Below are 21,403 nucleotides of genomic sequence, written 5' to 3'. Positions count from 1 at the left end.
CAGTCTCGGGCGGGCAGGTGTGCGGTTGGCCGTAGAGAGGCCTGCCGCATCGCTTGCAGGGGTTGACGCCGAACACCTGATGCAGACCGCACAGCATCCACATAACGAGGCAGATGTAGGCGACACACAGGAGCGGGATGCCGAAGATCATGGCTAGGGTGAACACGTCTGATCCTCCTGCTCACGTAGATGCGCGAGGACGCGGCGAAGCGCGGATCGCTCCATGAGGTCTCGGTCGTTCGCCTTGTTCTCGGCGCGCCTGGCGGTGATGAACAAGACGCGGCGCTCGAGGATTCGAAGGTCCGCCGGGCATACGCCGCGGACCCGCAGCGGGTTGTCTTCCCTGCGGAATTCGATCGGGAGGATGTCGAACCAGCCGCCCTTGGGGACGCGCACTAGACGCTCGCTGGTCTCCGCCCCCTTGCCGCTGCGGTGCTTCTTGGTGACGACCAGGTCGCCCGACTTGAGCGGTCGATGGGAGATGTACATCTCGACACATTCGGTCTCGTTGCCGTCGCTGTCGTAGACGACCAGATCGGGTAGCGGGCTGGTCATGACGCGCGCTCACTGCTGCGGCGCGTGCCGTATGCGTAGAAGTCGGCGCGGGCCATGATCTCGTTCCAGGTGGGGCGGCAGGCGATGAGGTTCCCCACTGCGTCGTCGAGGTGCCACCACATCGCGCCGTGTTCGTCGCACGGTTCGTCGGGTTCGGTGTTGCGGTGGACGCGGAACATAGACTGGCGCGTCATGACGCCTGCTCCTGGTCGTCGATCGCGCCCTGCACCGGCTGCTCGATCTCGTTCTTTCGTGCCGTCCATGCGGTGCCGAGTCGCTGTCGATGCCCGCCGAGATCCCACGTCTTCAGATCCGCGGCGATCGTGTTGAGGGCGTCGATGGTGGCGGCTTCGAGAATGCGGCGTGCGAAGTCGTCGGCCTGGTCGTCGGTGATGAGTTGCGGGCCGGCGGGGAGAGGTTCGACGACGAACGGTGCACGTCGGCCGCGAGTGACGGTGAGGGGGATGCTCATTCGCTTGTCGATGTGGGACATGGCGCTGATGCGGATGCCGCCGACTTTGTCGCGGCCGAAGGTGATTTCGGGGTCGCGGTAGAGCATGAGCTTCCGGCCGGTGTAGGTCGATGCTTCCGGCCCCCAGGTGGCGAGGAGGACGCGGATCATCGACTTCCCAGGCTTGTACGGGCGCGAGGGTCCGAATTCCTCGGTGACGATTTCGACGGGCTGCTCGCTGTTGCCGCGTCGCACTTCAGTGATGGTGACGGTGCGGGGGCCGCCGATGAGGTCGTCAGCGTTGAGCTGATCGGATCGGGGCGCGGCGGCTGCGGCGAGGTCGGGTGCGGTCATGATGCGAACCTCATTTCGGTGGGGATTTCGGGAATGCGTTCGGTGCTGGGTAGTCCCTCGGCGGCTTCGGCGTACAGCCGCTGTCGTTCGATGGCGTTGGCTTCGAACTGGCGGATGGCGTCGTAGATCGGGCGGGTCCATCGCGCGTCGGGGAACACGCGCTTCGTGTAGAGCGGCAGCCCGGCGACGAACGACACGAAGTCGATCCACTGGCGGCCTGAGGTGAGCAGGGCGCATTGGAGTTGCGGCATGTGCTCAATAGGGACGGTGTCGGCGATGATGGTGTCGATGTGCGTTGCCGGGCGCGGACACTTGACCTCGAGCATCCCGTCGGTGTTGATGAGGCCGTCGGGTGAGCAGCCCCAGCGGATGCCGTCGACGTCGCGGACCATGAACCCGACCTGTTCGACGGTGACGCCGTTGACTTCGGCGTATCGGTCGCGGGCGTAGGGCTCGTGGTCGATGCCCCGTTGCATGTCGTCCGAGATGAACGTGTTGTCGTCGACTTGGCCGGTGATGCGTTCGGCGACGAGACGTTTCGTGAGCCCGCGCGAGCTGTCGTTGGACGCCGGCTCGATGATGAGTGGGCTGCTGGTGCTCTTGGCTTTGGCGGTGCGCTCGGTGTGCATCGTCTTGATGGGTCCGCCGCGTGCTCCGATGCAGGGCTCACCGGCTGGGGAACTACAGGCTGGGCATATGTAGTCGACTGCGGTGAGTCGGCGGGTGGTGAGGAGTTGGCCGACGGTGGATGCGGTGACGAGTCCGCGGCGGGCTTCGTGCCAGGCGTCGCTTCTCTGATCCATCTGCGGGAATACCTGCAGGCTCATGATGCGATCCCTTCTGCGCGTCGTCGTGCGCGGTCGTAGTCGTAGCGGTTCGCGCCGAGCTGCTTGCAGCGATCCCAGGCGTCGAGCCGCGGGATCACTTCGGTGCTGTCCGTCAACGTCCGCACGTACTCGTCCAGCGCTGCTGGCAGTTGCTCGGCGCATTCCACGAGCCAGTCGTGCACGGCTGCGGTGATGCGCTTCCCGAGCGGCCCGTCGAGTTTCAGCGCGCGGCCGGATGTGGCGTTGGCGATGCGGCGAACACTGCGGTCAGGGTCGACGGTTGCGGTCCATGCGCGGGTTCCGTCGTCGATGGCGAGGATGTCGGGGTGCAGGCGACGGATCGTGAAGGCGGTCATGGCGCGGCCTCGTATGTCGCGGCGAAGACGTCCTCGCGGCACGGGTAAAATTCGCCCTCGACGCCGCGAATGATCCAGTCGCCCTTACGGACGTTGACCCAGGTGCCGTGCAGCCGGTCGTACACCACCGCATCGAAGCCGCCATCCCTGCGCTCGACAACCTCGCTCTCTCCGAGTACGTCCAGCGCAAGGTCGTCCCAACCATCGAGCAGCAGCATGAATTGCTCAGCGATCTTGTAGGGTCTGCCGTCATCACGTCGCTCGATGACGTGCTGAGTGAACTCGCCGATCGAGTCCAGTGACACCAGGGTGCGGACCCACTGGATCGCCTCGATGACGACGGGCTTCTTGATCCATCGGCTAGGCGTGGATGCGCTCATCAGCACACCCGGTCCTGGTCGCCGCCCGCGTTGATGCAGTCGCGGTAGGCCTTCGCGGCGATGCGTGCGGCTTCGAGTGCCTGGGCCTGTGCGCGTGCGTTGACCTGCCGCTGGTACTCGTCGGGGTTGGTGGTCTTGTCGGCGGTGACGTCGGGGATGGACACGGGCCCGTCGAAGCTGGGGCCGGGTGTGCCGGATCCATCCTCGATGGACGCGCCGTTGCTGATCGGTCCGCTGCCATCATCGATGGGTGCGGGTTCGGCGTGGGCGGTGGCGATGGTGCTGGCGGCGATCATGGCTCCTGCGGTGAGGGTGCCGAGGAAGGTGAGCGCGCGGTGGGTGGTGGTCATGATGGTCAGTTCTCCTGGGTGAGTTCGTTCGTGGGGTAGATGAGGGCGCAAAGTTCGTTGAGGATCCCGGCGTCACTGAGGGCGATCGAGTGGTCGAGAGCGAACTTCTTGATGGGCGTGAGGGCTTCCGTCGCTGCTGCTGTTGCGGTCCGCCATTCGCGCGGGGCGAAAGAGGTGGGGTCAAACCCGGGCCAGCCGCCGTTCTCCCACGCGCGCCGGGCGGCAGCCTCAGCAGGATCGGAAGTGCTCATTGGCGGTTCTCCTTGGGCAGCAGCACGTCGAGGGGTGTGCCGGTGGGGGTGGTGGTGAGAATGCGGGCTTGGAGTGCGAGCCACTGCGGGTGCAGGGCGTCCATGCGTTTGCGGTGGCGGCGTCGGCGGAGGATCACAGTTCCTCCTCGGGATAGATGAGGCGGGCGGTGTCGCAAGGCCACGGCTCAAGGCAGCCCGCGCACATCGGGAAGCCGTAGCGGCACTCTTCGCCACATTCGGCGTCGTCACAGTCCGCCTTGCTGTGCAGCTCGCGGAGTGGGGCGAGGGCTTCACGGGCGGCTTCGGTGCGAACGCGGATCTGGTACGACGGATCGCGCCACGACGTGCCGAACTGCGTCGTCATCTGCCGTTGTGCCGCAGCCACGGCGGGATCGGCGGCGGTCATTCGTCGTCCTCCCGCGTGAGTGCGGCGATGATCCGATGGGCATGGACCGAGGTGTCGATCTGGATGGCGGGGTTACCGTCGGGGTCTTTGCCGAACTCCACGCTTCCTGCGCGGCCACCACTGATGTCGGCGGCGACGGCGTTGGTGAGTTCGACGATCTTCTCGGCGGTGTCCCACATGAGAACTTCCGCTTCGATCCAGTCAGCCACCAGGTTCGCGAGTTCGGTGTGGCCGATGAACTGCGGCTGTGACCTGAGAAGCTTCGCCCCGAGTGCGAGTTCGCGGAGCTTGGGTGTGCTGGTGATGCTCATCGCCGGATCGTCTTCCACGCCAGCGCCACCAAATCCCGCACGATGTCCCAACTCGACATCCGCGGCTCCCAATGGATCGGGTCCGGGGCCGGCGACCACGCGGCAGGAGTGCACTCGCGGGTGCGCGCCTTACCTGCCGGGTGACGCTGCATCGCCGCGTTCACGCGGAACATGCGCTGCACATCGTTCAGGTGATGCTCGAACTCGAAGTGCTTCACGATGTTGTCGACCGTGTGATCCAGGGCGTCCGGGTGCGCTTCGTAGTACGAGAGGAGACGGGCGGTTGCGCGCTCGGTCGCGGTGTTCGGGGTGGGTGCGCTCATCACTGGTCCTCCCAGCGGTCGTGGTGATCTTCGACAGCCAGCGCCGCCATATGCGGGCCGATGTCTTCGGTGATGGCCGCGTTATCCGCGAGCCCCTCCATCGCCTGCTGCTCGTCGTAGAGCGCGCTCGACAGCCACAGCCCCGCGAACACGGCCGCGAGAATGCCGATCGGGAACGCAAGTCCCGGCTCAACGCGGGCGACCTGGATGACGACGTAAACGGCGGAACCCGCGAGCGCGAGACGCACCAGCGCGGAGATCATGACGCCACCGCTTCAGCCTTGACGGGGCCGACGTACACGAAGATGCCGTCACGGTGGGTGACGAGACCCTGCGACACCAGCCACCAAGCGGCGTCATTCACAAGCAGGGCGCTCATTGCGCTCGAGCGATCGAATCGACGTGGGCCGTCGTCTACGAGTTGCCTGAGCACGAAGCGGCGGGCGATGCGCTCGCTGATGGTTGTCATGACGCCACCTGCCCCGTGTAGTGGTTGGCGGCGAACGCGGCGAGGTCAGACACGTCGCGAAGCTGCTCGTCAGTCCACGAGTCGAGATGCTTGCCGCTGCCCTGCACGGAGGCCTCGAGGGTGATGAGCCGCTGCCAGACGGTGTGAAGGGCGTCCTCGAGGCGGTGATTCTCACGGCGGAGACGTTGGACTTCGACCTCGGGCGGAAGGTGAATGATGGTTGCCATGTGGCACTCCTGGGGTATAGATCGGCCCCGCGTCGCTGAGGTGCGAGACGGGGCCAGGAATAAGAAGGATGGGGAGCTACGCGGACTCTTGGCGCATCAACTGCACCCACTCGCGACGCTCACGCTCGATACGGGCAATCTCCCGCTCCAGCCGCAACCGCTCGGACAGCGACATCAAGTCGAAATCACCAGACGGAAGCAGCTCACGTCGACGGATCAACTCGGCACGCTCCGCATCCAAACGATCCATCGCGGCCTGAATCCGAGCACGCTCAGCCGCACGCCGCTCCCGAATCGCCTCCGGATTGCGCTTGTTCGTCGACTGCGCCACGCCATGCGACTTCTCGATGCGAACCACCAGGTGCCGGGCATCGCGCTCAGCGATCCGCGGATTCACTGGAACATCCGGCGATCCGGTGCGCGTGAACACTGACCAGCCCGACTTGTTCGTCCGATCGAACCCGTAGCCGACACCGGTGAGGGCGCGCTCCACGAAGCCGGCGGGCGATTTGCGGTTGAAGATCATGTCAGTAGCCCCGCTCGCGCATAACGTTGCCGACCGCCTGCTCACCCGTCGGATCAAGGCCGAAGCGAAAGATGCGCTGAACCTCCGGGTCGTCGCGAAGATTTCGCTTCTCCTCGGCAGAGATCGCAAGCTCTGTGGTGATGAAGTCGAAGAAGTCCCAGCCGCTGCCATGAACGTCTCGGGCGAACCGGAGACACACCTTCACGATACGGTTCGGACTCCAAGTCACCCCTGCGTTATCGAGCACGGTACGTGTCGCTGACTTGAGGTCTTCGATTCCCAGGACGCCGATCCCTGGGGTGGAGCTGGTTCGCGCTACCCGGGTTGGGGGCGGTGCGGTAAACTGGTGATGCATCTTGTTCTCTCCTTCCGATGGGGCGGGGTGCCTGGCCGGTCCGTTGCAGCGGGCCGGCTTTTTCGTGTCCGGGGGTTAGGCCGTCTTTCGAACAGGCGGCTGGAGGTTGGAGCTTCGGACGACGAAAAGGTCATCTCGCCCGAGCATCTTGGAGATCGCTCTGGCGCGATCGGGGTGAGTGTTGCGGGTGATGCCGTTAGCGAGCTGAGAGATCAGCGAGTGCGAGATGCTGCCCGGCTCGTCGTCACGGATCGCAGACCGGCGTCGTCGCGCACGGTCCCGGCGCTGCTTCTGCAGCAGCGCTGTCGAGTCGTCCGCGAAGGTGCGGTACGAACCGAGATCCTGCACGTACTCCTTGAACTTGTCTGCCGATACCTGCAGCTCGGCGTAGTCCTGCGGTTCCACTGGTGTTGTCACCTCCTGTTGCTCCAATGTCCAGCAAGACTAACGCACCTTTCCAACCTTGTAAAGCCTTGAGGGGGAAATTTCTCGCGCTGACGTGCGTGACCTGGTGTTACACGCTTGGGATTACTTTCCAGTCTGGATAGTTGGTAGGTTGCCAAGGTCCATCCCTCAGTGGAAGGTTCACGGCATGCCAGCAGCACCGAAAGACCTGCCTGCGAAGTACCTCGCGCTCGCTGACGAGACGGGGGTCGATATTCGCAACCAAGCAGACCTTGAGCGAGTGACCGGCCTTGCGACGTCTTCGCTCACGAACTTCCTCAACGGGAAGACCCGAAACCCCACGAACGAGACATGGGTGGCGGTCAGTCGGGCGTTCAAAGTGTCTATAGAGCGCCTGCGGTCCGTACGTGACGATGAGCCTGAGGGTGATCCGATCACTATCCCCGAGGGTGCACACCTTCTTGACAAGAAGCAGCGACGGGTGGTCTCGGACATGATCGAGGAGTTGGTGGCGAAGCAGAGACTCGTTCTAGCGCTAACTCGCGAGCAGGCCGACGCCGAAGCTCGCACGAAGGGTCTCGGTAAGCGTGCCGTCCACGACGGCCCCGAGGATGACGCCTAGCATCTCGAGTTCCACTGTCGTCTGCCGACTGTAGTCAATCGCATCGCAGTGCTTCCCGATGACGCGGAGCGCGGCGGTTCGCTGGATAATCTCGGATGCGGTCGCTGAGGCGGCGTCAAACATGAGGCTGTTCCTTGGGGGTCGTGCGAGCCGGGAAGTGGCCGGCGGGTGTGCTGTGTCACCCACGGTATCGCCGGGGTCCGACAAGTCGCTACAAGCCGGGCTGCATTTCATGACGGGCATCGACGGTGCAGGAAGCGCGACCGTTAGTGATCGGAAGATGTTGCCCTGGCGGGAATCTGGCCTAACAAGCGCTAGGTCTGTGACGGACTCCCTTGCGCGGCCGTCTGCCTAGCCGTCGAGCATCCCGCTGAATGCGCCTTCGAGTGCGGCGCGGGTGACGGTCTGGTCGACGTGCGCGTACCCACGATGAGCAGCCGCCGTGCTGTGACCGAGAATCGCCATCCGCACGTCCTCAGGTACACTGGCCTCGAGGAGCAGGGTGGCGGTGGTGTGCCGTGCGCCGTGTTGGTGGACGCCTTCGATGCCGAGGCCGCGGCACAGCTCGTTCCATGCATTGGTGTCGTCTTGGCGGCGTAGTGGGCGGCCGTCGGGGCGGGTGAAGACGAGGTTGCCGGCGCGTTGGGTGGTGTCGATTTCGTGGAGTCGGCGGAGGGATGCGACGAGTTGGGGGATGAGGGGGACGATTCGGCGGCGTCGGGTTTTGGTTTCGACGAGGCAGGCGGATCGCCAGAGTGGTTCGAAGACGACGCCGGGGTCGACTTTGAAGGCTTCGCGGGGGTAGAGGTCGGGGCCGGTGAGGTGCCTGCCGTGGCCGCGGGAGTAGCCGTCGCGGAGGGGGAGCCATTGGAGTGATCGGCGGATGTCGGCGGTTGCGGTGTTGAGGTCGATCATGTCCCAGGTGAGGCCGAGGATGTCTTCTTGGCGTGTGCCGGTGAAGATGCCGAAGGTCCAGCGTGCGAGTGCTTGGACGGCGGGGAGTTCGTCGGGGGTGTTGCGGGTGGCGTCTGCGTGTGCGGCGAGGTGTCGGAGGATTTCCATGCACTCGGTGTAGGTGAGTGGTCGGCGTACGGTGCGGACGACGGCGGGAGGTGCGACGCGGTCGACGACGTTGTTGTGGACGCGGCCGGATTTGACGGCGTCGTCGAGGATGCCGGACATGAGCCAGTGGACGTTTTTGGCGGTGCCGGTTGCGAGTCCTTTGCCGCCTTCTTCGGTGGGGCGGGTCATGATGCGGGTGACGGAGCGGATGTCGTCGGCGGTGAGGCGGTCGAGTCGTTTGCGTCCGATGGCGGGGAGGATGTGGTTGTTGATGTAGGACCGGTTGGTGTCGAGTGCGGCGGGGCGGAGTTTGGTGGGGGCGATTTCGGTGAGCCAGTGTTCGCACCAGACGGACATGATGACGTTGCGGCTGGTGACGACTTCGCCGCGTTCGACTTGGGTGCGGATTTTGCGGAGTTCGGTCATGGCGTCGGCTTTGGATTTGCGGACGATGCGTTTGCTGTTGCGTTTGCCGTTGAGGCCGGGTGGGAGTTCGACGACGGCGACCCAGTAGCCGTCGGCGCGTTGGAAGATGGATCCGTCGCCTTTGGCTCGCCGCTTCTTCTTCTCGGCTGCCATCAAGACTCCTCGGGGAGCCAGACAACAGTGAGTGGGCGGCCACCTGTTCCCAGGTCGCCGAACACTTCCGCGCTGGTCCACTCAACGCCGGTTCCGTCGCAGGAGCAGTGCCACTTCTCGCTGTGACGGATCCACACATGATCGGTGTCGGGTTCGACCGCAACGGTGCGAAGGGGCAGCGCGTCCAGATCCTCGGCGGTCGTCACCGCCCGGTAGCTGTTAGGAATGTCCGGGTAGCCGTACGCCTCGTCAAAGCCCTCGATCCCGGCGTCTACGATCCGCTGGACTGTCTCCCACTCCATGCTCTCGTGCAGCTGAACGTGGAGTATCTGCTCGAGCGCATGCCATAGAGTGTCGCGCTCCTGGACCGCAGTCACGAATGCTCGACCTCGGCGCTCTCGTTTGGCTTGCATGCTTTCGAGCGCGTCCAGCACGGCGGGCAGGTTGTTCCGCGCCCACACGATGAACTCAGCGTTCCCGGTGCTCCCAGGCACGTACCGCTCATTGAACACATCGTCGTCAGTGAGGCAGTGCGTCCCACCTGGGTCCGCCGAGTCTGCGCCGTTCGGCGCGTGCACCTCGACGCCAATTCCACGGTCATGGATGAGCCAGTCGCCGGGTGTTACTGCTGCCAGCTTCTCACGGCCCTCGCGGATCAGATCGGCGGGCGGTGCAACCTGTGCAACGTCGGGGCCCTCGGGTGTGCCGGTCATCGTGAAACCTCCAGCTCAGGAGCGGTTTCTTGTGACACTATCTGTGACACTACGGCCTGCCCAAGACTGCTGAAAGGTGCCGAATCCTGCCAGGGTCGATACCCCGAACTGTTAGTCAAAAAGACCCCCTGACCTGCGGTTTGTGGCCGCTGACCAGGGGGTCTTTCGTGGAGCGGGCGACGGGAATCGAACCCGCGTAGCTAGTTTGGAAGACTAGGGCTCTACCATTGAGCTACGCCCGCGTGCGCCGTTTCCGGCGCGCGAGACATGTTACGGCATGCGGCCCGGCGGACGGAATTCCGCCCGCCCGCAGCCGCAGCGAGGCTCACCGGAAGAGCTCGGCGTGGTCGGCTACCCACTGTGCGTACCTGCGGGCCGGCCGTCCAGTGACGGCCTCGACGACACCACTCGGAGCGGGTGCGGACGCCGCGACGGTCGCCGCCTCGACCAGCGCCGTGAGCCGCTCTTCCTGTGCGGCGCCCAACGCCGACGCGACGACGAGCGCGGCCGAGCAGCCGTCGAGGAGCGCGCGTGCCGGGGCGGCCGAGTCCGCCCTCTCGACGCCGTTGGGGAGGTCCGCCGAGGCCGGATTCCGGCTGGTCGCGCGGACGGATACGCCGTCGGCGACGAGCTGCGCGACCACGCGTTGCCCGATGACCCCCGTCGCTCCGGTCACCAGGATCACGCGCTCTCCGATCGGTGGTCGTGGAGAAGATTCAGATCGTCGCCCACCCTACGGGCGACGGCAGGACGTGAAGTTGAAATGAGTGCATTCGCAATGCAGGATGAGTGCTGTGAATTCCGACGGAACCGGCAATCAGCCCAGCTACGGCCCCGACGGCCAGTGGGGCGCGCCAGCCCACGGTGACCCGCAGCAGGGCGGCACCCAGTACGACGGGCAGCAGGCGGGGCCGCCGCAGTATCCCTCCGGCGATCCGTGGGCGCAGCCGCACGGCCAGGCCCAGCCGGGTTACGCGCAGCCGGGGTACGCCCAGCCGGGCTACAGCCAGCCGGGGTACGCCCAGCCGGGGTACGTCCCGCCCGCCCCCGGCTGGGGCGCGCCGGCGCCCGACGTGAAGGTCGGCATCATCCCGCTCCGCCCGCTCGACCTGGGCGCGATCTACAGCGGCGCGGTCGCGGCCATCCGCACCAACCCGGGCGTCATGGTCGGCGTGACGGCTGTGTTCCTGCTGGTGACCGAGTTGATCGTCCTCCTCGCGCAGGTTCCGATGACCCGCATCGCGGTGGACTCGGACGCCGAGGACGCGGAGTTCTTCGGTGACCTGGCGACCGCGACGGGGCTCGGCTTCGGCATCGGGCTGATCGCCGGGATCGCCACGTTGTTCCTCACGGGAGTCCTGACGGTCGCGGTCGCCCGCGCGGTCATGGGGGAGCGGACGACGGTCGGCGTAGCGGTGCGGGCGATCGGTCCGCGCCTGCCGTCGCTGATCGGGCTGAGCCTGCTGCAGTTCCTCATCTTCCTCGTGCCGACCGCCGTCGTGGTCGGCCTCGTCGTCCTCATCGGGGTGGCGTCGGGCGATGCGGGCCCCCTCGTTGCGGTCCTCGTGGCGTTCGTGCTGTTCCTCGTGCTGGTCGTCGGGTACCTGGCGCTCCTGCCGACCGTCTCGCTCTCGTACCCCGCGGTGGTCCTTGAGCACCTCGGCCCGATCGCCGCGCTCAAGCGGGGCTACGAGTTGCAGAAGCCCGGCTTCTGGCGGGTCCTCGGCGTCCTGCTGCTGACGTACCTGATCACCGGCATCATCGCGATCGTCGTCTCGATCCCGAGCACTATCGTCGCCGCCGTTGTCGACGGCGGCGACGGTGCCGACACCCTCGCTGGGCTGACGCTGCCCGCGCTCGCGGTCACCGGCGTCGGATCGTTCATCGCGCAGCTCCTCACGGTGCCTTTCCTGGCCGGCGTGCAGACGTTGCTGTACGTGGACCAGCGGATGCGCAACGAGCAGTTCGACCAGCCGCTGCGCGACGAGGCGATCCGCCGGTGGCGGACCGGGGCGCCGGGCGTCCCGACGGACGCGCTCTGGGTGCAGAAGCCGCAGGCGGCACCGTCGAGTTGGTACTGACCCGAGGGCGCGGTCAGATGCGGTCGCGAGCCACGATCCACCGGCTGACGGGGGTCCGCAGCACGATGTCGACGAAGAGCAGCGACATGGCGAGGACGACCACGGACAGCGTCGCGGTGCGCAGCAGCGCGGAGGCGGGGAACCACGTGCCGAGCAGCTCGAAGAAACCGGCCTTGCTCAGGATGTCGAGCATCAGTGGGTGCACCGCGAAGACGCCGAAGGCGCGGATCGTCGCGTAGGAGACGGCGCGCTCGCCGACGGCACGGCCCGAGGCGCGCAGATCGTCCCACATCATCGCCACCAGCCAGATCAGGATCGTGGCCGCGACGTACCAGGGGAGGTACAGCGGGTTCCACGCGGCGGTCGCGGTGTCCGGGACGATGCCGGGCTCGGTGTCGCGCAGGTACACGACGAGGCTGAACGCGCCCGCCGCGAGGCAGACGGCCACCAGCCGCAGGGCGTGCGACCGGAGCCAGGGGCCGACCTTCGCGTAGTGCTGCGCGGCGAGCATGCCCATCGCCACGAACAACACGTACATGGGAAGCAGCTTCCACATGTGGTTGAACATCGTCTCCCACGGCTGGCCCGGAGGCCGCGGGAAGTACTGGTAGAAGGCAAAGAAGCCCAGCTGGATCCCACCCGCCGTCAGCAGGACCGCCCACGGGTGACGCTCGAGCTTGCGTGAGAGCTTCTGCAGCGCCGGGAAGAACAAGTAGATCTGCATCGAGATCAGCAGGAAGTACAGCTGGTACTTGGCGTCGCCGGTGAAGGTGGTGCGGGCCAGGTCGCCGAGCCAGCGCCCGGGCGAGGGGAACGGGTCTCCGGCGATGAGCAGGTGATCGGTGATCGAGTAGACGAGGGTCCACACGAGATAGGGGCCGACGATGAGCCCGAAGCGCTTGCGCCAGAATTCGCGCGCCGTCATGGTGCGCCCGCGCATGCTCAGGACTAGGACGAAGAGCGTGACCGCGACGAAGCCGTACCGGGTCAGGTGCAGCGCAGCGGACACGGCGCCGGTCTGCCGGATCACGTCCGGGGTGTAGTTGATCGTGGTGACGCAGTGCGCGATCACGACGCCCAGGAACAGGAGGACGCGCGTCAGGTCGGCGGTCTGCTCGCGCTTCGGCTTCGCCGGCGCCTTCTCGGGCGCGGCGACCTGCGGCGGCTTCGTCGTTTCGATGGTGGGCACCACCCTGGTGTCATGCAAGGGCTGAGCGTCTTCACCCTGGACTGTCGTTGCTTTTGTTTCGGTATCCTACGGGACACTCCCGCAAGAATCGGACAGGGGCGCGTTCGCCTCGTGTCCCATCGTGCGGCGGGTGATCACGGGACGGTGATGAGCGGGATGGCCTGTTCGTCGACTGTCCACGCGCCGTGATGGCCGAGCATGCGGGATTCCATCGGCTCCTGACTGGGCGTCACCAGGACCGATCCGCCCTGAGCGACGGCGAGGACGTGGCCGATGCGGTGCGCGATGACGGGGTTCGGGGGCGTGGGACCGAACCAGTGCTCGTCGAGCGCCCGCTCCCGGGTGACCACCCGGGCATGCGGCCCGAGCGTCTCCGACCATCGCGCGAGAACGTCGTCGACGTGGTGGCCCCGCGCGAGGTAGACGTGCCGCACCCGAGCCTCTCCCGCGATGATGCGGACACCGTGACGCAGCGCGGGGAGCACGTCGAGGTTCACCAGTGATTCGGCCTGGATCATCCCGTGGTCGCCGGTGACCAGCACGGTGCAGGTTCCGGGAAGGTCGGCCAGGAGGTCCGCGAACATCGCATCGACGGCGCGCAGCACGCCCAGCCATTCGGCCGAACCGGGGCCGTGCACGTGACCGGCTGCGTCCAGCAGGCCCGTGTAGGCGTACGCGAACCGACGGGCAGCGGAGTCGTGCCGGGCGACCTCGAGCACGCCCGCGCGGACCTCGTCGAGGTGGGACGCCGGGTGGAGGATGCCCGGCGCACGGAACGACGCCAGGGTCAGGCCCGACGTCTCCTGGTAACCGGGGACGACGTAGTGGATCTCGGCGCCGGCCTCGGCGAGGTCCTCGAGCCGGCTGCGGCGGCGCTGCAGTTCGCGCGGCGGATGCGTCTCGCGGGCATCGGGTCCGCTCGCGCCGTCGATGGTCCACCGCAACGAGTTGAACAGGCGGCGGCCGTGTTCGTCGGGGACGCCGAAGCTGTAGCCGACGATCCCGTGCGCCGCGCACGGCGCGCCGAGGGCGAGGCTCGACAGGCTGCTCGCAGTGGTCGCGGGGAAGCCCGCGTTGAGCGTGGTGCGCACGTGCGCCGCCAGCGTCGGTGCGTCCTCGGCGTGGCGCCGCAGGAGTTCCGCGCCGAGCCCGTCGATGAGAAGGAGGACGACGTCCCGCTCGACGGTCAGTCCCAGCCGGTTCTCAACGGCGATGCCGAAAGCGCTACAGACCGAGGGCAATACGTCGGAGAGCATGCCGGTCATGCGTCGATCGTAACGCTCGCAAAGGCGCGCCGAGGCGGGAACGGCGGCCTGTGACGCGGTCTCCGCGTGAGCGCTCTAGGTGATCGCCGAGGGGATGAGGGTGGCGACGCCGTCCTCGACGAGGAGCGCCTGATCGTCGTTGACCCGGGTCAGCGGGAAGCGCTCCCCGTAGGTGCGGACGACGTCGTCGATCATCGACGACGGATAGGGCGGCAGGGCGCCGTCCGCGTGCGGGATGACGACGGTGTCCACGAGGCCCAGGCCCGTGTAATCGGTGACGCCGGGCGCATCGGCGGGATCGTCGAGCGGCGCGACCGGCTCGACGTTCGGTCCTGCCACGACCGAGCCCGCGCTGAGCCCGATGTAGGGCAGCCCTGCGCGGACCCGGGCCTTGAGCACCTCGCCGGTGCCGTTGCCCTGCAGGGCGCCGAGGAGGACGAAGGTGTGGCCGCCCGAGAGGTAGACGGCGTCGACGCTGTTCAGGTCCGAGTCGAAATCGGCCGCGTCCCGGTACTTTCCGACGGTCATCCGGGTCAGGCGGAAGCCGAGGTCCGTGAGCTGTGTCCACTCGAAGGAGCCGAAGGGCTGATCCGCGTACGGCGCGCCGGCGTCGTCGATGAAGCCGATCCGGAGGGCGCTCGGTTCCCGTCCGGTGTGCCGGCGGAGGAAGTCGGGGAGAGCGCCCGCATTGAGCGACAGCAGCAGCAGGTTCACGATCGCGACGATACCGACTCTGGGAGACTGGGCCGACGAACCGGAGGAGGATCGATGCGCGCCCGTATCCGAGGACCGCTCGCGCTGCTCGCGATCGCCCTGCTCGCTGCGGGCTGCGGCGCAGCGCAGCGGGAGGAGCCGCGGGGGAGGACGGTCACCGTCCAGGCCGCGAACGGGGCGGTCACGATCCCCGCGGCACCGCAGCGGATCGTCTCGCTCGCGCCCACGCACACGGAGACCCTGTTCGCGATCGGCGCCGGTAAGCGGGTGGTGGCCGTCGACGACCAGTCGACCTATCCGGCCGAGGCTCCGCGGACCGCGTTGTCGGGCTTCACCCCGAACGCCGAGGCCGTCATCGGGTACGCCCCGGATCTGGTGATCGTCTCGGACGATCAGGGCGGCATCGTCGCGGCCCTGCAGAAGGTGCGGATCCCGGTGCTCGTGGAACCCGCGGCGAAGGACCTCGACGAGGCCTACGACCAGATCGCCGACCTCGGCGCCGCCACGGGGCAGGTCGAGCAGGCGAAGGCGGTCGTCGACCGGATGCGGGCCGCGATCGACGAGACCGTCCGAGCCACCCCGCGTCCCGCCGTGCCGCTCACCTACTTCCACGAGCTCGACCCGCAGCTCTACACCGTGACGTCGTCGACGTTCATCGGCAGGGTCTACGGCGCCTTCGGGCTGCAGAACGTCGCGGATGCCGCGGACACGGCGGGATCCGGCTATCCGCAGCTCTCCCGGGAGGCGCTGCTGCAGGCGGACCCCGCGCTCGTCTTCCTGGCGGACGCCCAGTGCTGCGGCCAGAGTGCGGACGTGGTCGCCGGCCGGCCCGGGTGGCGCGATCTCCGGGCGGTCCGGGACGGCACCGTCGTCGCCCTGCCGGCCGACGTGCCGTCGCGATGGGGGCCGCGGCTCCCCGATTTCTACCGCGCCGTCGGCGCTGCGATCGCCGTCGCGGCGCAGAAGGTCCCGGCGGGCGGGTGAGCGCACCGGTGCGCGACGGCGCGCAGTCGACATCGGGCCCGGCGCCGCGTGCGAGCGGGCTGCGGCCTCTCCCTCTGCTCGTCGCCGTCGTCGCCCTGCTCGGCGCGATGACCGGCGGGTTGTTGGTGGGCGCGGTCGACCTCCCCGTCCGCGGGATGCTGCTCGAGCTGTTGGACCGGGTTCCGGGCGTGCGCGTCGATTCGGGACTGTCGCAGCTGCAGGCGAACCTGCTGCTCGAGATAAGGCTGCCGAGGGTGCTCGCGGCGGCGATGGTGGGCGGCCTGCTCGCCATCGCGGGTGCGGGCTACCAAGGGGTGTTCCGCAACCCGCTCGCCGACCCGTATCTGCTGGGGGCGGCCGCGGGCGCCGGGGTCGGAGCCACCGCGACGATCGTCCTGTTCCCGGGTGCCCCTGCGACGACGGTGCCGGTCGCCGCGTTCGTCGGCGCGCTCGCCGGGGTCGCCCTGGCCTCCGCGCTCGGCAGCGTCGCCGGCGGGCGCGGTAAGGCCACGCTGCTCCTCGCCGGGGTCGCCGTCTCGGCCTTCCTCAGTGCGGTCCAGACCTTCCTGATGCAGCGCGACGCGCAGGAGCTGCGCCGGATCTATTCCTGGGTACTGGGCGGCGTCGCGGCAGCCGACGGTCCGCGGCTGTGGGCGCTCCTGCCCTACGCCGCCGTCTCCGTGCTGGTCCTCCTGCTGCACGGCAGGCTGCTCGACGTGCTCGGTGTCGGCGACGAGGAGGCCACGGCTCTGGGCCTGTCGGCCCGTCGGATCCGGTTCCTCGTGCTCGCCGCGGCGTCGCTGGCGACCGCGGTGGCGGTGGCGGCCGGCGGCCTCATCGGATTCGTGGGGATCGTCGTGCCGCATGTCGTGCGGCGGCTGGCCGGGCCCTCGTACCGCGCGGTCCTGCCGCTGTCCCTGCTCGCGGGCGCCGCCTTCCTCGTGCTCGCCGACGTGCTGGCCCGGACCGCTGTCGCGCCCGGTGAGCTACCGCTCGGCGTGGTCACGGCGTTCATCGGCGGCCCCTTCTTCGTCGTGGTGCTGCGATCGATGCGGGGGAGGGCCGGCGTATGAGGTTGGAGATCTCCGGCGTGGACGTGGCTCTCGACGGCCGCCCCGTCCTGCACGACGTCACGATGGCGGCACCGTCGGGCACCTGGACCGCGATCGTCGGGCCGAACGGCGCGGGGAAGTCGACGCTCCTGAGGGCGGTCCTGGGCCTGGTGCGCAGCGGGGGAGCGATCACGGTCGACGGTGCCGACCCGCGGCGGCGTTCACCGCGCGAGCGCGCGCGGTCGATCGCCTACGCGCCGCAATCGCCGAACCTGCCCGAGGGGATGACGATCTTCGACTACGCGCTGCTCGGCCGGTCGCCGTACATCCCCTACCTCGGCCGCGAGAGCGGTACCGACCGGCGGATCGTGCGGGACGTGCTCGGGCGGCTGGAGCTCGAGGAGTTCGCCGACCGCGACATCACGCACCTCTCCGGCGGCGAGCGACAACGGGTGGTGCTCGCGCGGGCGCTGGCCCAGCAGGCATCGGTCCTCCTGCTCGACGAGCCGACGACGGCCCTCGACATCGGGCATCAGCAGCAGGTCATGGACCTGATCGACGACCTGCGCCGCGCCGACGGCCTCACGGTCGTCACCACGATCCACGACCTCACCCTGGCCGGGCAGTACGCCGATCACCTGGTGCTCCTCGCGGGCGGGCGGGTCGCCGCGGCCGGCGCACCCCGGGGCGTACTCACGGCGGAGCTCATCCGCGAGCACTTCGGTGCGCGGGTGCACGTCCAGGACGGCCCCGACGGGCGGCCGCTGCTGGGGTTGCTGCGGTGAACGTCGAGACGGTCCACCGCGACGAGGATGGTGCGGTCGCCGCGACCACCGTCTGGCGGCTCGGGACGGGCAGGCGCGGGATCTCGTCGGCGATGGTCGGCGGTGGGATCGGCCCGGTCGCCTGGGTGATCAACGCGCAGGTCCCGGGCGGCTACGCCCGGATGGACGCGGCGGCGCACCTCGACGAACTCGCCGCCGCTCAGGGGCTGGCCGGGCGCGGCGTGGGCATGCTCACGGCCGCCGCCGCGGCCGGGGCACCATCAACATCCAGGTGCTGGTTCCGCTGTCCGACGGTGCGCTGGTCAACGCCGTGATGACCGTGACGGAGGCGAAGACCCAGGCCCTGCTGGAGGAGGGCTACCCCGGCACGGGGACGGCCTCGGACGCGGTGTGCATCGTCGCGCCGGTGCCCGGGCGCGGAGCGCTCGAGGAGTCCTTCGGCGGGCCGCGATCGGAGTGGGGCGCGCGGATTGCGCGGGCCGTGCACGCCGCGGTCGCGGCGGGAGCGCGTGACTACACCGCCCTGCTCAGGACCCGTGTTTCGGGCGACCGCTCGTGCGTCGAAAGGGATTGAAGTTTACGCTTGTTGCAGAAGTGACGACGAGTGGAGGTTCCGGATGCGCGCACGAGTCGTGATGGCGGTGGTGGTCGGCTGCTCGACACTCCTCGCGGGGTGCTCTGCGACGGTGTCCGGAAACGGCGCGGGCGTGACCGTCATCAAGGGCGGCGTGGGACCGGGGATCGCCACGCCCGCGCCCGTCCCAACCGGCGGGACGACGACGCCGGCCGGACCGTCGACGACACCCAGTGCGCCGCCGTCGAGTGCCGCGGCAACAGCCATCGTCCTGCCCGACAACGGGAACGGTTTCACCTTCATCCAGACCCGCAGCGGCCGGACCCGGTGTCAGGTGAGCGAGACCAGCGCCGGCTGCCAGCTCGTCTTCGACCAGCCGCGGCCGCGGACCGAGTCCGGCGACGAGGCCAACGGCGTCAACGTCACCAGTGGCGGCGACCTGTCGTACGTGCTCGGCAACCTCGGCGCGATCGACCCGGAGACTCTGGACTACAAGACCTACACGGCACGGGGCTGGTTCATCGTCGCCAACGAGTACGGCACCGCCTTCACCCACCGGACCACCGGGCACGGCATGGTCGTCAGCTCGCGCGGTGCGGAGGCCTTCTAGCGCGGCGTCGTGATCACCACGACCGCCTCCGCGCCGTCGACGGTGGCGAAGCGGTGCGGGCCGTCGCTCGTCCAGCTGCACGAATCTCCTTGGTGCACGGTCAGTTCTTCGCCCACCCGGCCCACGGTGAGCGCACCGTCGACCACCGTGAGGTGCTCCCGGACGGCCGGGCCGTGCCCGGGGGAGACGTGGTTCGAACCGGCGGGGAACTCGAGCCGGAAGACCTCGACGACGACGTGGGGCAGGTGTCGCACGGAGAGCAGCACGCTGCGCATGCCGCCGCCGGCGGTGCTGTGCGCGCCTGGCGATTCGCCGACCAGGGCCGTGAGTGGCACGTCGAGCGGGTCGCAGAGTGCGTAGAGCGTCTCGATCGTCGGGTTGCGTCCGCCCGCCTCGATCTCGGACAGCGAGCCCTTGCCCACGCCCGAGCGCCGCGCCAGCTCGGACAGGCTGAGTCCGCGTTCGGTGCGCAGCTCGCGGAGTCGTCGGCCGACATCGGGGGTGGGCATGTTCCCATGCTACGTTCTGTTCATGGAACGTTCTGAAAACGGAACGATGGTGCCGGTGGGCGCCGGCGTCGTGACCGCCCTCGTCGGCTACACGTCGGCGTTCGCCGTCGTGCTCGCGGGCCTGCGCGCGATGGGCGCCACGCCGGGGCAGGCGGCATCGGGCCTGCTCGCCGTGACGGTGACCATGGGGGCCGCGTCCGCCCTGCTCTCGTGGCGGTTCCGGATGCCGATCATCAGCGCCTGGTCGACGCCGGGCGCGGCACTGCTCGCGACCACGGGCGCCGTCGCGGGCGGCTGGCCCGCCGCGGTCGGTGCCTTCGTGGTGTGCGGTGTGCTGTTCGTCCTCACCGGGCTCTGGCCGGCGCTCGCGCGCTGGGTGCAGCGGATCCCGACACCGATCGCGCAGGCCATGCTGGCGGGCGTCCTGCTGCCGCTCTGCATCGCGCCGGTCACCTCGCTTGCGAAACACCCGTGGGCCGTGGCACCCGTGCTGGTGGTGTGGCTAGTGCTCCTGAAACTGCGGCCGCGGTGGGCGGTGCCGCTCGCCTTCGTCGCCGCGCTCGCCGTGATCGCGGTGGCCCTCGTGCGCGACGATGCCGTTCCGGCCGTCGCGGAGCTGGTGCCGCACGTCGAATGGACCACGCCGTCGATCACGCTCCAGGCGCTGACGGGAGTGGTGCTGCCGCTGTACATCGTGACCATGGCGTCGCAGAACATCCCCGGGGCGGCGGTCCTCGGGAGCTACGGCTACTCCGTGCCCTGGCGGCCCTCGCTCGCCGTGACGGGCGTCGGCAGCGTTCTCGGGGCGCCCTTCGGCGGACACGCGATCAACCTCGCCGCGATCAGTGCGGCCCTGGCCGCGGGCCCCGATGCGGGGGAGGATCGCTCGCGCAGGTGGATCGCCGGCGTCTCGTCGGGCGCGGCCAATCTCGTGCTCGGCGTGCTGAGCACCGGCCTCACCGCCGTCGTCCTCGCCGCCCCCGAGGGTGTCATCCAGGCGGTCGCCGGCGTCGCTCTGGTGGGAGCCTTCGCCGCCGCGTGCGCCGGTGCCATGGCGGATGAATCCGCCCGCGTCCCCGCGGCCCTGACGTTCATCGTCGCCGCCTCGGGAACGACCGTGGCCGGTGTGGGTTCCGCCTTCTGGGCGCTGGTCGTCGGGATCGTCGTCTACGTGGTACTCGGAGCCGGGCGCGCGTCAGACGCGTGAATCCTCCTGCGACGCGGACGACGGCGTGCTCTTCGTCGTAGTTGCCGTCGACGTGGACGTCGGAGTCGTCGTGGTCGGGGTGGTCGACGTCGTGCTGGTCGTCGTGGTCGTCGTCGATGTGGTCGTCGACGTCGTGGTGGTGGTCGATGTGGGGGAGCTCGTCGGCGTCGTGGTGCGCGGCACGCTGGTCGTCGTGCGCTGATCGGTCGGCCTGTCGAGGTCGCCGGGCGTGAGTCGATCCGACGGGCGGTCGGCCATCGTCCGAGGCACGGGGAACACTCCGGGGTTCTCGGTCGGCACGGCGGTGCTGCCCGCGCCGCCGTCGTCGCCCGATCCCGTGAGTGCGAAGGCTCCGCCCAGGGAGAGCGCGGCGACCATCAGTGCGCCGACGGCCGCGAGCGAGCGCTTGCGCCGCCCGTCGCGGGAGGCGGTGCGCGCGGGCGCGGTGGTGCGGATCGGCTGGGTCGTCTCCGACCGCCCCGCCGGGCGCGCACCGGGGCGGCCCGTGCCGGCGGGACGATCGATCGACCGGCGCTGTGTCGGCGCGTACGCGGCCGCCCGATCACGCCGGACGGTCGGTGCGGCCGGGCTCGAGACGGAGGTGATCGCGTCCGCGAGCTCGCCGCCGTCGGCGAACCGCCGGCCCGGCTCCTTCGACAGTGCCCGCGTGATGAGGTCATCGACGTGGGCGGGGACCCACGGGGGCAGGGCCGGGGGGTCCTCCCGGATGTGCTGGACGCAGAGCGCGACGGCCGTCTCCGCCGTGAACGGCGGGTGCCCCGTGAGGCATTCGTAGCCGACGACGCCGAGGGAGTAGACGTCGGAGGCGGCGGTGGCGTCTTCGCCGGAGGCCTGTTCGGGGGAGATGTACTGGGCGGTGCCCATGACCATGCCGGTTTTGGTGACGGGTG

General features: G+C 68.7%; 33 protein-coding genes, 1 tRNA gene and 1 pseudogene. 8 read left to right on the top strand and 27 right to left on the bottom strand.

From position 1 onward, the window contains the following. Window positions 1-153 precede the first annotated feature (153 nt). The 18 genes from FK530_RS22895 to FK530_RS22815 form a co-directional block, all read right to left on the bottom strand. On the bottom strand, window positions 154-555 hold the full coding sequence (locus FK530_RS22895; protein WP_146489244.1) for a hypothetical protein: 402 nt from the start codon (window positions 553-555) through the stop codon (window positions 154-156). Then, a complete protein-coding gene (locus tag FK530_RS22890; protein ID WP_146489243.1) occupies window positions 552-749 on the bottom strand; it encodes a hypothetical protein in 198 nt (65 codons plus the stop codon). The genes FK530_RS22895 and FK530_RS22890 overlap by 4 nt, the downstream gene beginning before the upstream one ends. Next, on the bottom strand, window positions 746-1,360 hold the full coding sequence (locus FK530_RS22885) for a hypothetical protein (RefSeq protein WP_146437795.1): 615 nt from the start codon (window positions 1,358-1,360) through the stop codon (window positions 746-748). The genes FK530_RS22890 and FK530_RS22885 overlap by 4 nt, the downstream gene beginning before the upstream one ends. Further along, on the bottom strand, window positions 1,357-2,187 hold the full coding sequence (locus FK530_RS22880) for a lambda exonuclease family protein (RefSeq protein WP_146489242.1): 831 nt from the start codon (window positions 2,185-2,187) through the stop codon (window positions 1,357-1,359). The genes FK530_RS22885 and FK530_RS22880 overlap by 4 nt, the downstream gene beginning before the upstream one ends. Next, window positions 2,184-2,543 carry a hypothetical protein gene (locus FK530_RS22875; protein ID WP_146489241.1) on the bottom strand — a complete coding sequence of 120 codons (360 nt, stop codon included), beginning with the start codon at window positions 2,541-2,543 and terminating at the stop codon, window positions 2,184-2,186. The genes FK530_RS22880 and FK530_RS22875 overlap by 4 nt, the downstream gene beginning before the upstream one ends. Continuing rightward, window positions 2,540-2,923 (bottom strand): hypothetical protein, encoded by a 384-nt coding sequence (locus FK530_RS22870; protein WP_146489240.1) that lies wholly within the window; start codon window positions 2,921-2,923, stop codon window positions 2,540-2,542. The genes FK530_RS22875 and FK530_RS22870 overlap by 4 nt, the downstream gene beginning before the upstream one ends. Next, a complete protein-coding gene (locus tag FK530_RS22865; RefSeq protein ID WP_146489239.1) occupies window positions 2,923-3,273 on the bottom strand; it encodes a hypothetical protein in 351 nt (116 codons plus the stop codon). The genes FK530_RS22870 and FK530_RS22865 overlap by 1 nt, the downstream gene beginning before the upstream one ends. 5 nt (window positions 3,274-3,278) lie before the next feature. After that, window positions 3,279-3,524 carry a hypothetical protein gene (locus FK530_RS22860; protein ID WP_146489238.1) on the bottom strand — a complete coding sequence of 82 codons (246 nt, stop codon included), beginning with the start codon at window positions 3,522-3,524 and terminating at the stop codon, window positions 3,279-3,281. Beyond that, a complete protein-coding gene (locus tag FK530_RS25995; RefSeq protein WP_158645181.1) occupies window positions 3,521-3,661 on the bottom strand; it encodes a hypothetical protein in 141 nt (46 codons plus the stop codon). Before FK530_RS25995 ends, FK530_RS22860 begins: the two co-directional genes overlap by 4 nt. Continuing rightward, a complete protein-coding gene (locus FK530_RS22855; RefSeq protein ID WP_205124239.1) occupies window positions 3,658-3,930 on the bottom strand; it encodes a hypothetical protein in 273 nt (90 codons plus the stop codon). Before FK530_RS22855 ends, FK530_RS25995 begins: the two co-directional genes overlap by 4 nt. Continuing rightward, entirely contained in the window at window positions 3,927-4,241 is a 315-nt protein-coding gene (locus FK530_RS22850; protein WP_146489237.1) for a hypothetical protein, read from the bottom strand. The genes FK530_RS22855 and FK530_RS22850 overlap by 4 nt, the downstream gene beginning before the upstream one ends. Next, window positions 4,238-4,564, bottom strand: a complete 327-nt coding sequence (locus tag FK530_RS22845; protein ID WP_146489236.1) for a hypothetical protein — start codon at window positions 4,562-4,564, stop codon at window positions 4,238-4,240. The genes FK530_RS22850 and FK530_RS22845 overlap by 4 nt, the downstream gene beginning before the upstream one ends. Further along, window positions 4,564-4,827, bottom strand: a complete 264-nt coding sequence (locus FK530_RS22840) for a hypothetical protein (protein WP_146489235.1) — start codon at window positions 4,825-4,827, stop codon at window positions 4,564-4,566. The genes FK530_RS22845 and FK530_RS22840 overlap by 1 nt, the downstream gene beginning before the upstream one ends. Further along, window positions 4,824-5,033: a hypothetical protein gene (locus FK530_RS22835; RefSeq protein ID WP_146489234.1), complete on the bottom strand. Its 210-nt coding sequence runs from the start codon at window positions 5,031-5,033 to the stop codon at window positions 4,824-4,826. The genes FK530_RS22840 and FK530_RS22835 overlap by 4 nt, the downstream gene beginning before the upstream one ends. Further along, the gene (locus FK530_RS22830; protein ID WP_146489233.1) at window positions 5,030-5,260 is read right to left on the bottom strand and encodes a hypothetical protein; all 231 of its coding nucleotides are present in this window, start codon (window positions 5,258-5,260) and stop codon (window positions 5,030-5,032) included. Before FK530_RS22830 ends, FK530_RS22835 begins: the two co-directional genes overlap by 4 nt. 76 nt (window positions 5,261-5,336) lie before the next feature. Beyond that, the gene (locus FK530_RS22825) at window positions 5,337-5,786 is read right to left on the bottom strand and encodes a hypothetical protein (RefSeq protein ID WP_146489232.1); all 450 of its coding nucleotides are present in this window, start codon (window positions 5,784-5,786) and stop codon (window positions 5,337-5,339) included. A 1-nt stretch (window position 5,787) separates the two neighbouring features. Next, window positions 5,788-6,141 carry a hypothetical protein gene (locus FK530_RS22820; protein ID WP_146489231.1) on the bottom strand — a complete coding sequence of 118 codons (354 nt, stop codon included), beginning with the start codon at window positions 6,139-6,141 and terminating at the stop codon, window positions 5,788-5,790. A gap of 75 nt (window positions 6,142-6,216) precedes the next feature. Further along, window positions 6,217-6,546: a hypothetical protein gene (locus FK530_RS22815; RefSeq protein WP_146489230.1), complete on the bottom strand. Its 330-nt coding sequence runs from the start codon at window positions 6,544-6,546 to the stop codon at window positions 6,217-6,219. Between the two features lie 187 nt (window positions 6,547-6,733). Between FK530_RS22815 and FK530_RS22810 the strand changes: the two genes are divergently transcribed. Next, on the top strand, window positions 6,734-7,168 hold the full coding sequence (locus FK530_RS22810) for a helix-turn-helix domain-containing protein (protein ID WP_146489229.1): 435 nt from the start codon (window positions 6,734-6,736) through the stop codon (window positions 7,166-7,168). Window positions 7,169-7,519: 351 nt separating this feature from the next. On the opposite strand, the gene FK530_RS22805 is transcribed toward FK530_RS22810, so the two are convergent. The 4 genes from FK530_RS22805 to FK530_RS22790 all read right to left on the bottom strand — a co-directional run bounded on the left by FK530_RS22805 (window position 7,520) and on the right by FK530_RS22790 (window position 10,207). Then, window positions 7,520-8,809: a tyrosine-type recombinase/integrase gene (locus tag FK530_RS22805; RefSeq protein ID WP_146489228.1), complete on the bottom strand. Its 1,290-nt coding sequence runs from the start codon at window positions 8,807-8,809 to the stop codon at window positions 7,520-7,522. Next, a complete protein-coding gene (locus FK530_RS22800; protein WP_146489227.1) occupies window positions 8,809-9,522 on the bottom strand; it encodes a hypothetical protein in 714 nt (237 codons plus the stop codon). Before FK530_RS22800 ends, FK530_RS22805 begins: the two co-directional genes overlap by 1 nt. A 168-nt stretch (window positions 9,523-9,690) precedes the next feature. Next, window positions 9,691-9,764 (bottom strand) — tRNA-Gly (locus tag FK530_RS22795). 83 nt (window positions 9,765-9,847) lie between these two features. Further along, a complete protein-coding gene (locus FK530_RS22790; protein WP_146489226.1) occupies window positions 9,848-10,207 on the bottom strand; it encodes an NAD(P)H-binding protein in 360 nt (119 codons plus the stop codon). Between the two features lie 109 nt (window positions 10,208-10,316). On the opposite strand from FK530_RS22790, the gene FK530_RS22785 reads away from it, so the two are divergent. Next, entirely contained in the window at window positions 10,317-11,603 is a 1,287-nt protein-coding gene (locus FK530_RS22785; RefSeq protein WP_146489225.1) for a DUF7847 domain-containing protein, read from the top strand. A 13-nt stretch (window positions 11,604-11,616) separates the two neighbouring features. Here FK530_RS22785 and FK530_RS22780 read toward each other — a convergent pair whose 3' ends face one another. From FK530_RS22780 to FK530_RS22770, 3 genes are all read right to left on the bottom strand, one after another. Further along, window positions 11,617-12,810: an acyltransferase gene (locus tag FK530_RS22780; RefSeq protein WP_223120274.1), complete on the bottom strand. Its 1,194-nt coding sequence runs from the start codon at window positions 12,808-12,810 to the stop codon at window positions 11,617-11,619. 116 nt (window positions 12,811-12,926) lie between these two features. Next, complete coding sequence (locus FK530_RS22775) at window positions 12,927-14,057, bottom strand: alkaline phosphatase family protein (protein ID WP_146489224.1); 1,131 nt, start codon at window positions 14,055-14,057, stop codon at window positions 12,927-12,929. 75 nt (window positions 14,058-14,132) lie between these two features. After that, window positions 14,133-14,771 carry a Type 1 glutamine amidotransferase-like domain-containing protein gene (locus FK530_RS22770; protein WP_146489223.1) on the bottom strand — a complete coding sequence of 213 codons (639 nt, stop codon included), beginning with the start codon at window positions 14,769-14,771 and terminating at the stop codon, window positions 14,133-14,135. 54 nt (window positions 14,772-14,825) lie between these two features. Between FK530_RS22770 and FK530_RS22765 the strand changes: the two genes are divergently transcribed. From FK530_RS22765 to FK530_RS22755, 5 genes and pseudogenes are all read left to right on the top strand, one after another. Beyond that, window positions 14,826-15,755, top strand: coding sequence for an ABC transporter substrate-binding protein (locus tag FK530_RS22765; protein ID WP_146489222.1), 930 nt, complete (start codon window positions 14,826-14,828; stop codon window positions 15,753-15,755). Then, window positions 15,752-16,828: a FecCD family ABC transporter permease gene (locus FK530_RS26370; RefSeq protein WP_231706763.1), complete on the top strand. Its 1,077-nt coding sequence runs from the start codon at window positions 15,752-15,754 to the stop codon at window positions 16,826-16,828. The genes FK530_RS22765 and FK530_RS26370 overlap by 4 nt, the downstream gene beginning before the upstream one ends. Next, window positions 16,825-17,592: an ABC transporter ATP-binding protein gene (locus tag FK530_RS26365; RefSeq protein ID WP_191834095.1), complete on the top strand. Its 768-nt coding sequence runs from the start codon at window positions 16,825-16,827 to the stop codon at window positions 17,590-17,592. Before FK530_RS26370 ends, FK530_RS26365 begins: the two co-directional genes overlap by 4 nt. Beyond that, a pseudogene (locus FK530_RS26360) lies at window positions 17,589-18,166 on the top strand (adenosylcobinamide amidohydrolase). The gene FK530_RS26365 and the pseudogene FK530_RS26360 overlap by 4 nt, the downstream one beginning before the upstream one ends. A gap of 43 nt (window positions 18,167-18,209) precedes the next feature. After that, on the top strand, window positions 18,210-18,776 hold the full coding sequence (locus FK530_RS22755) for a hypothetical protein (protein ID WP_146489221.1): 567 nt from the start codon (window positions 18,210-18,212) through the stop codon (window positions 18,774-18,776). Here the strand turns inward: FK530_RS22755 and FK530_RS22750 are convergent. Continuing rightward, entirely contained in the window at window positions 18,773-19,285 is a 513-nt protein-coding gene (locus FK530_RS22750; RefSeq protein ID WP_146489220.1) for a helix-turn-helix domain-containing protein, read from the bottom strand. The two genes, FK530_RS22755 and FK530_RS22750, sit on opposite strands and share 4 nt — an antisense overlap. A gap of 22 nt (window positions 19,286-19,307) precedes the next feature. On the opposite strand from FK530_RS22750, the gene FK530_RS22745 reads away from it, so the two are divergent. Further along, window positions 19,308-20,492 (top strand): benzoate/H(+) symporter BenE family transporter, encoded by a 1,185-nt coding sequence (locus tag FK530_RS22745; RefSeq protein WP_146489219.1) that lies wholly within the window; start codon window positions 19,308-19,310, stop codon window positions 20,490-20,492. On the opposite strand, the gene FK530_RS22740 is transcribed toward FK530_RS22745, so the two are convergent. After that, a partial coding sequence (locus FK530_RS22740) for a protein kinase domain-containing protein (RefSeq protein WP_146489218.1) occupies window positions 20,481-21,403 on the bottom strand: 923 nt, incomplete at its 5' end. The genes FK530_RS22745 and FK530_RS22740 overlap by 12 nt on opposite strands.

It is taken from the genome of Tsukamurella conjunctivitidis, assembly GCF_007858475.1.
Taxonomy (GTDB): Bacteria; Actinomycetota; Actinomycetes; order Mycobacteriales; family Mycobacteriaceae; genus Tsukamurella; species Tsukamurella conjunctivitidis.
The sequence above is the reverse complement of the archived record's forward strand: the minus strand, read 5'-3'. Positions and strand labels throughout refer to the sequence as shown.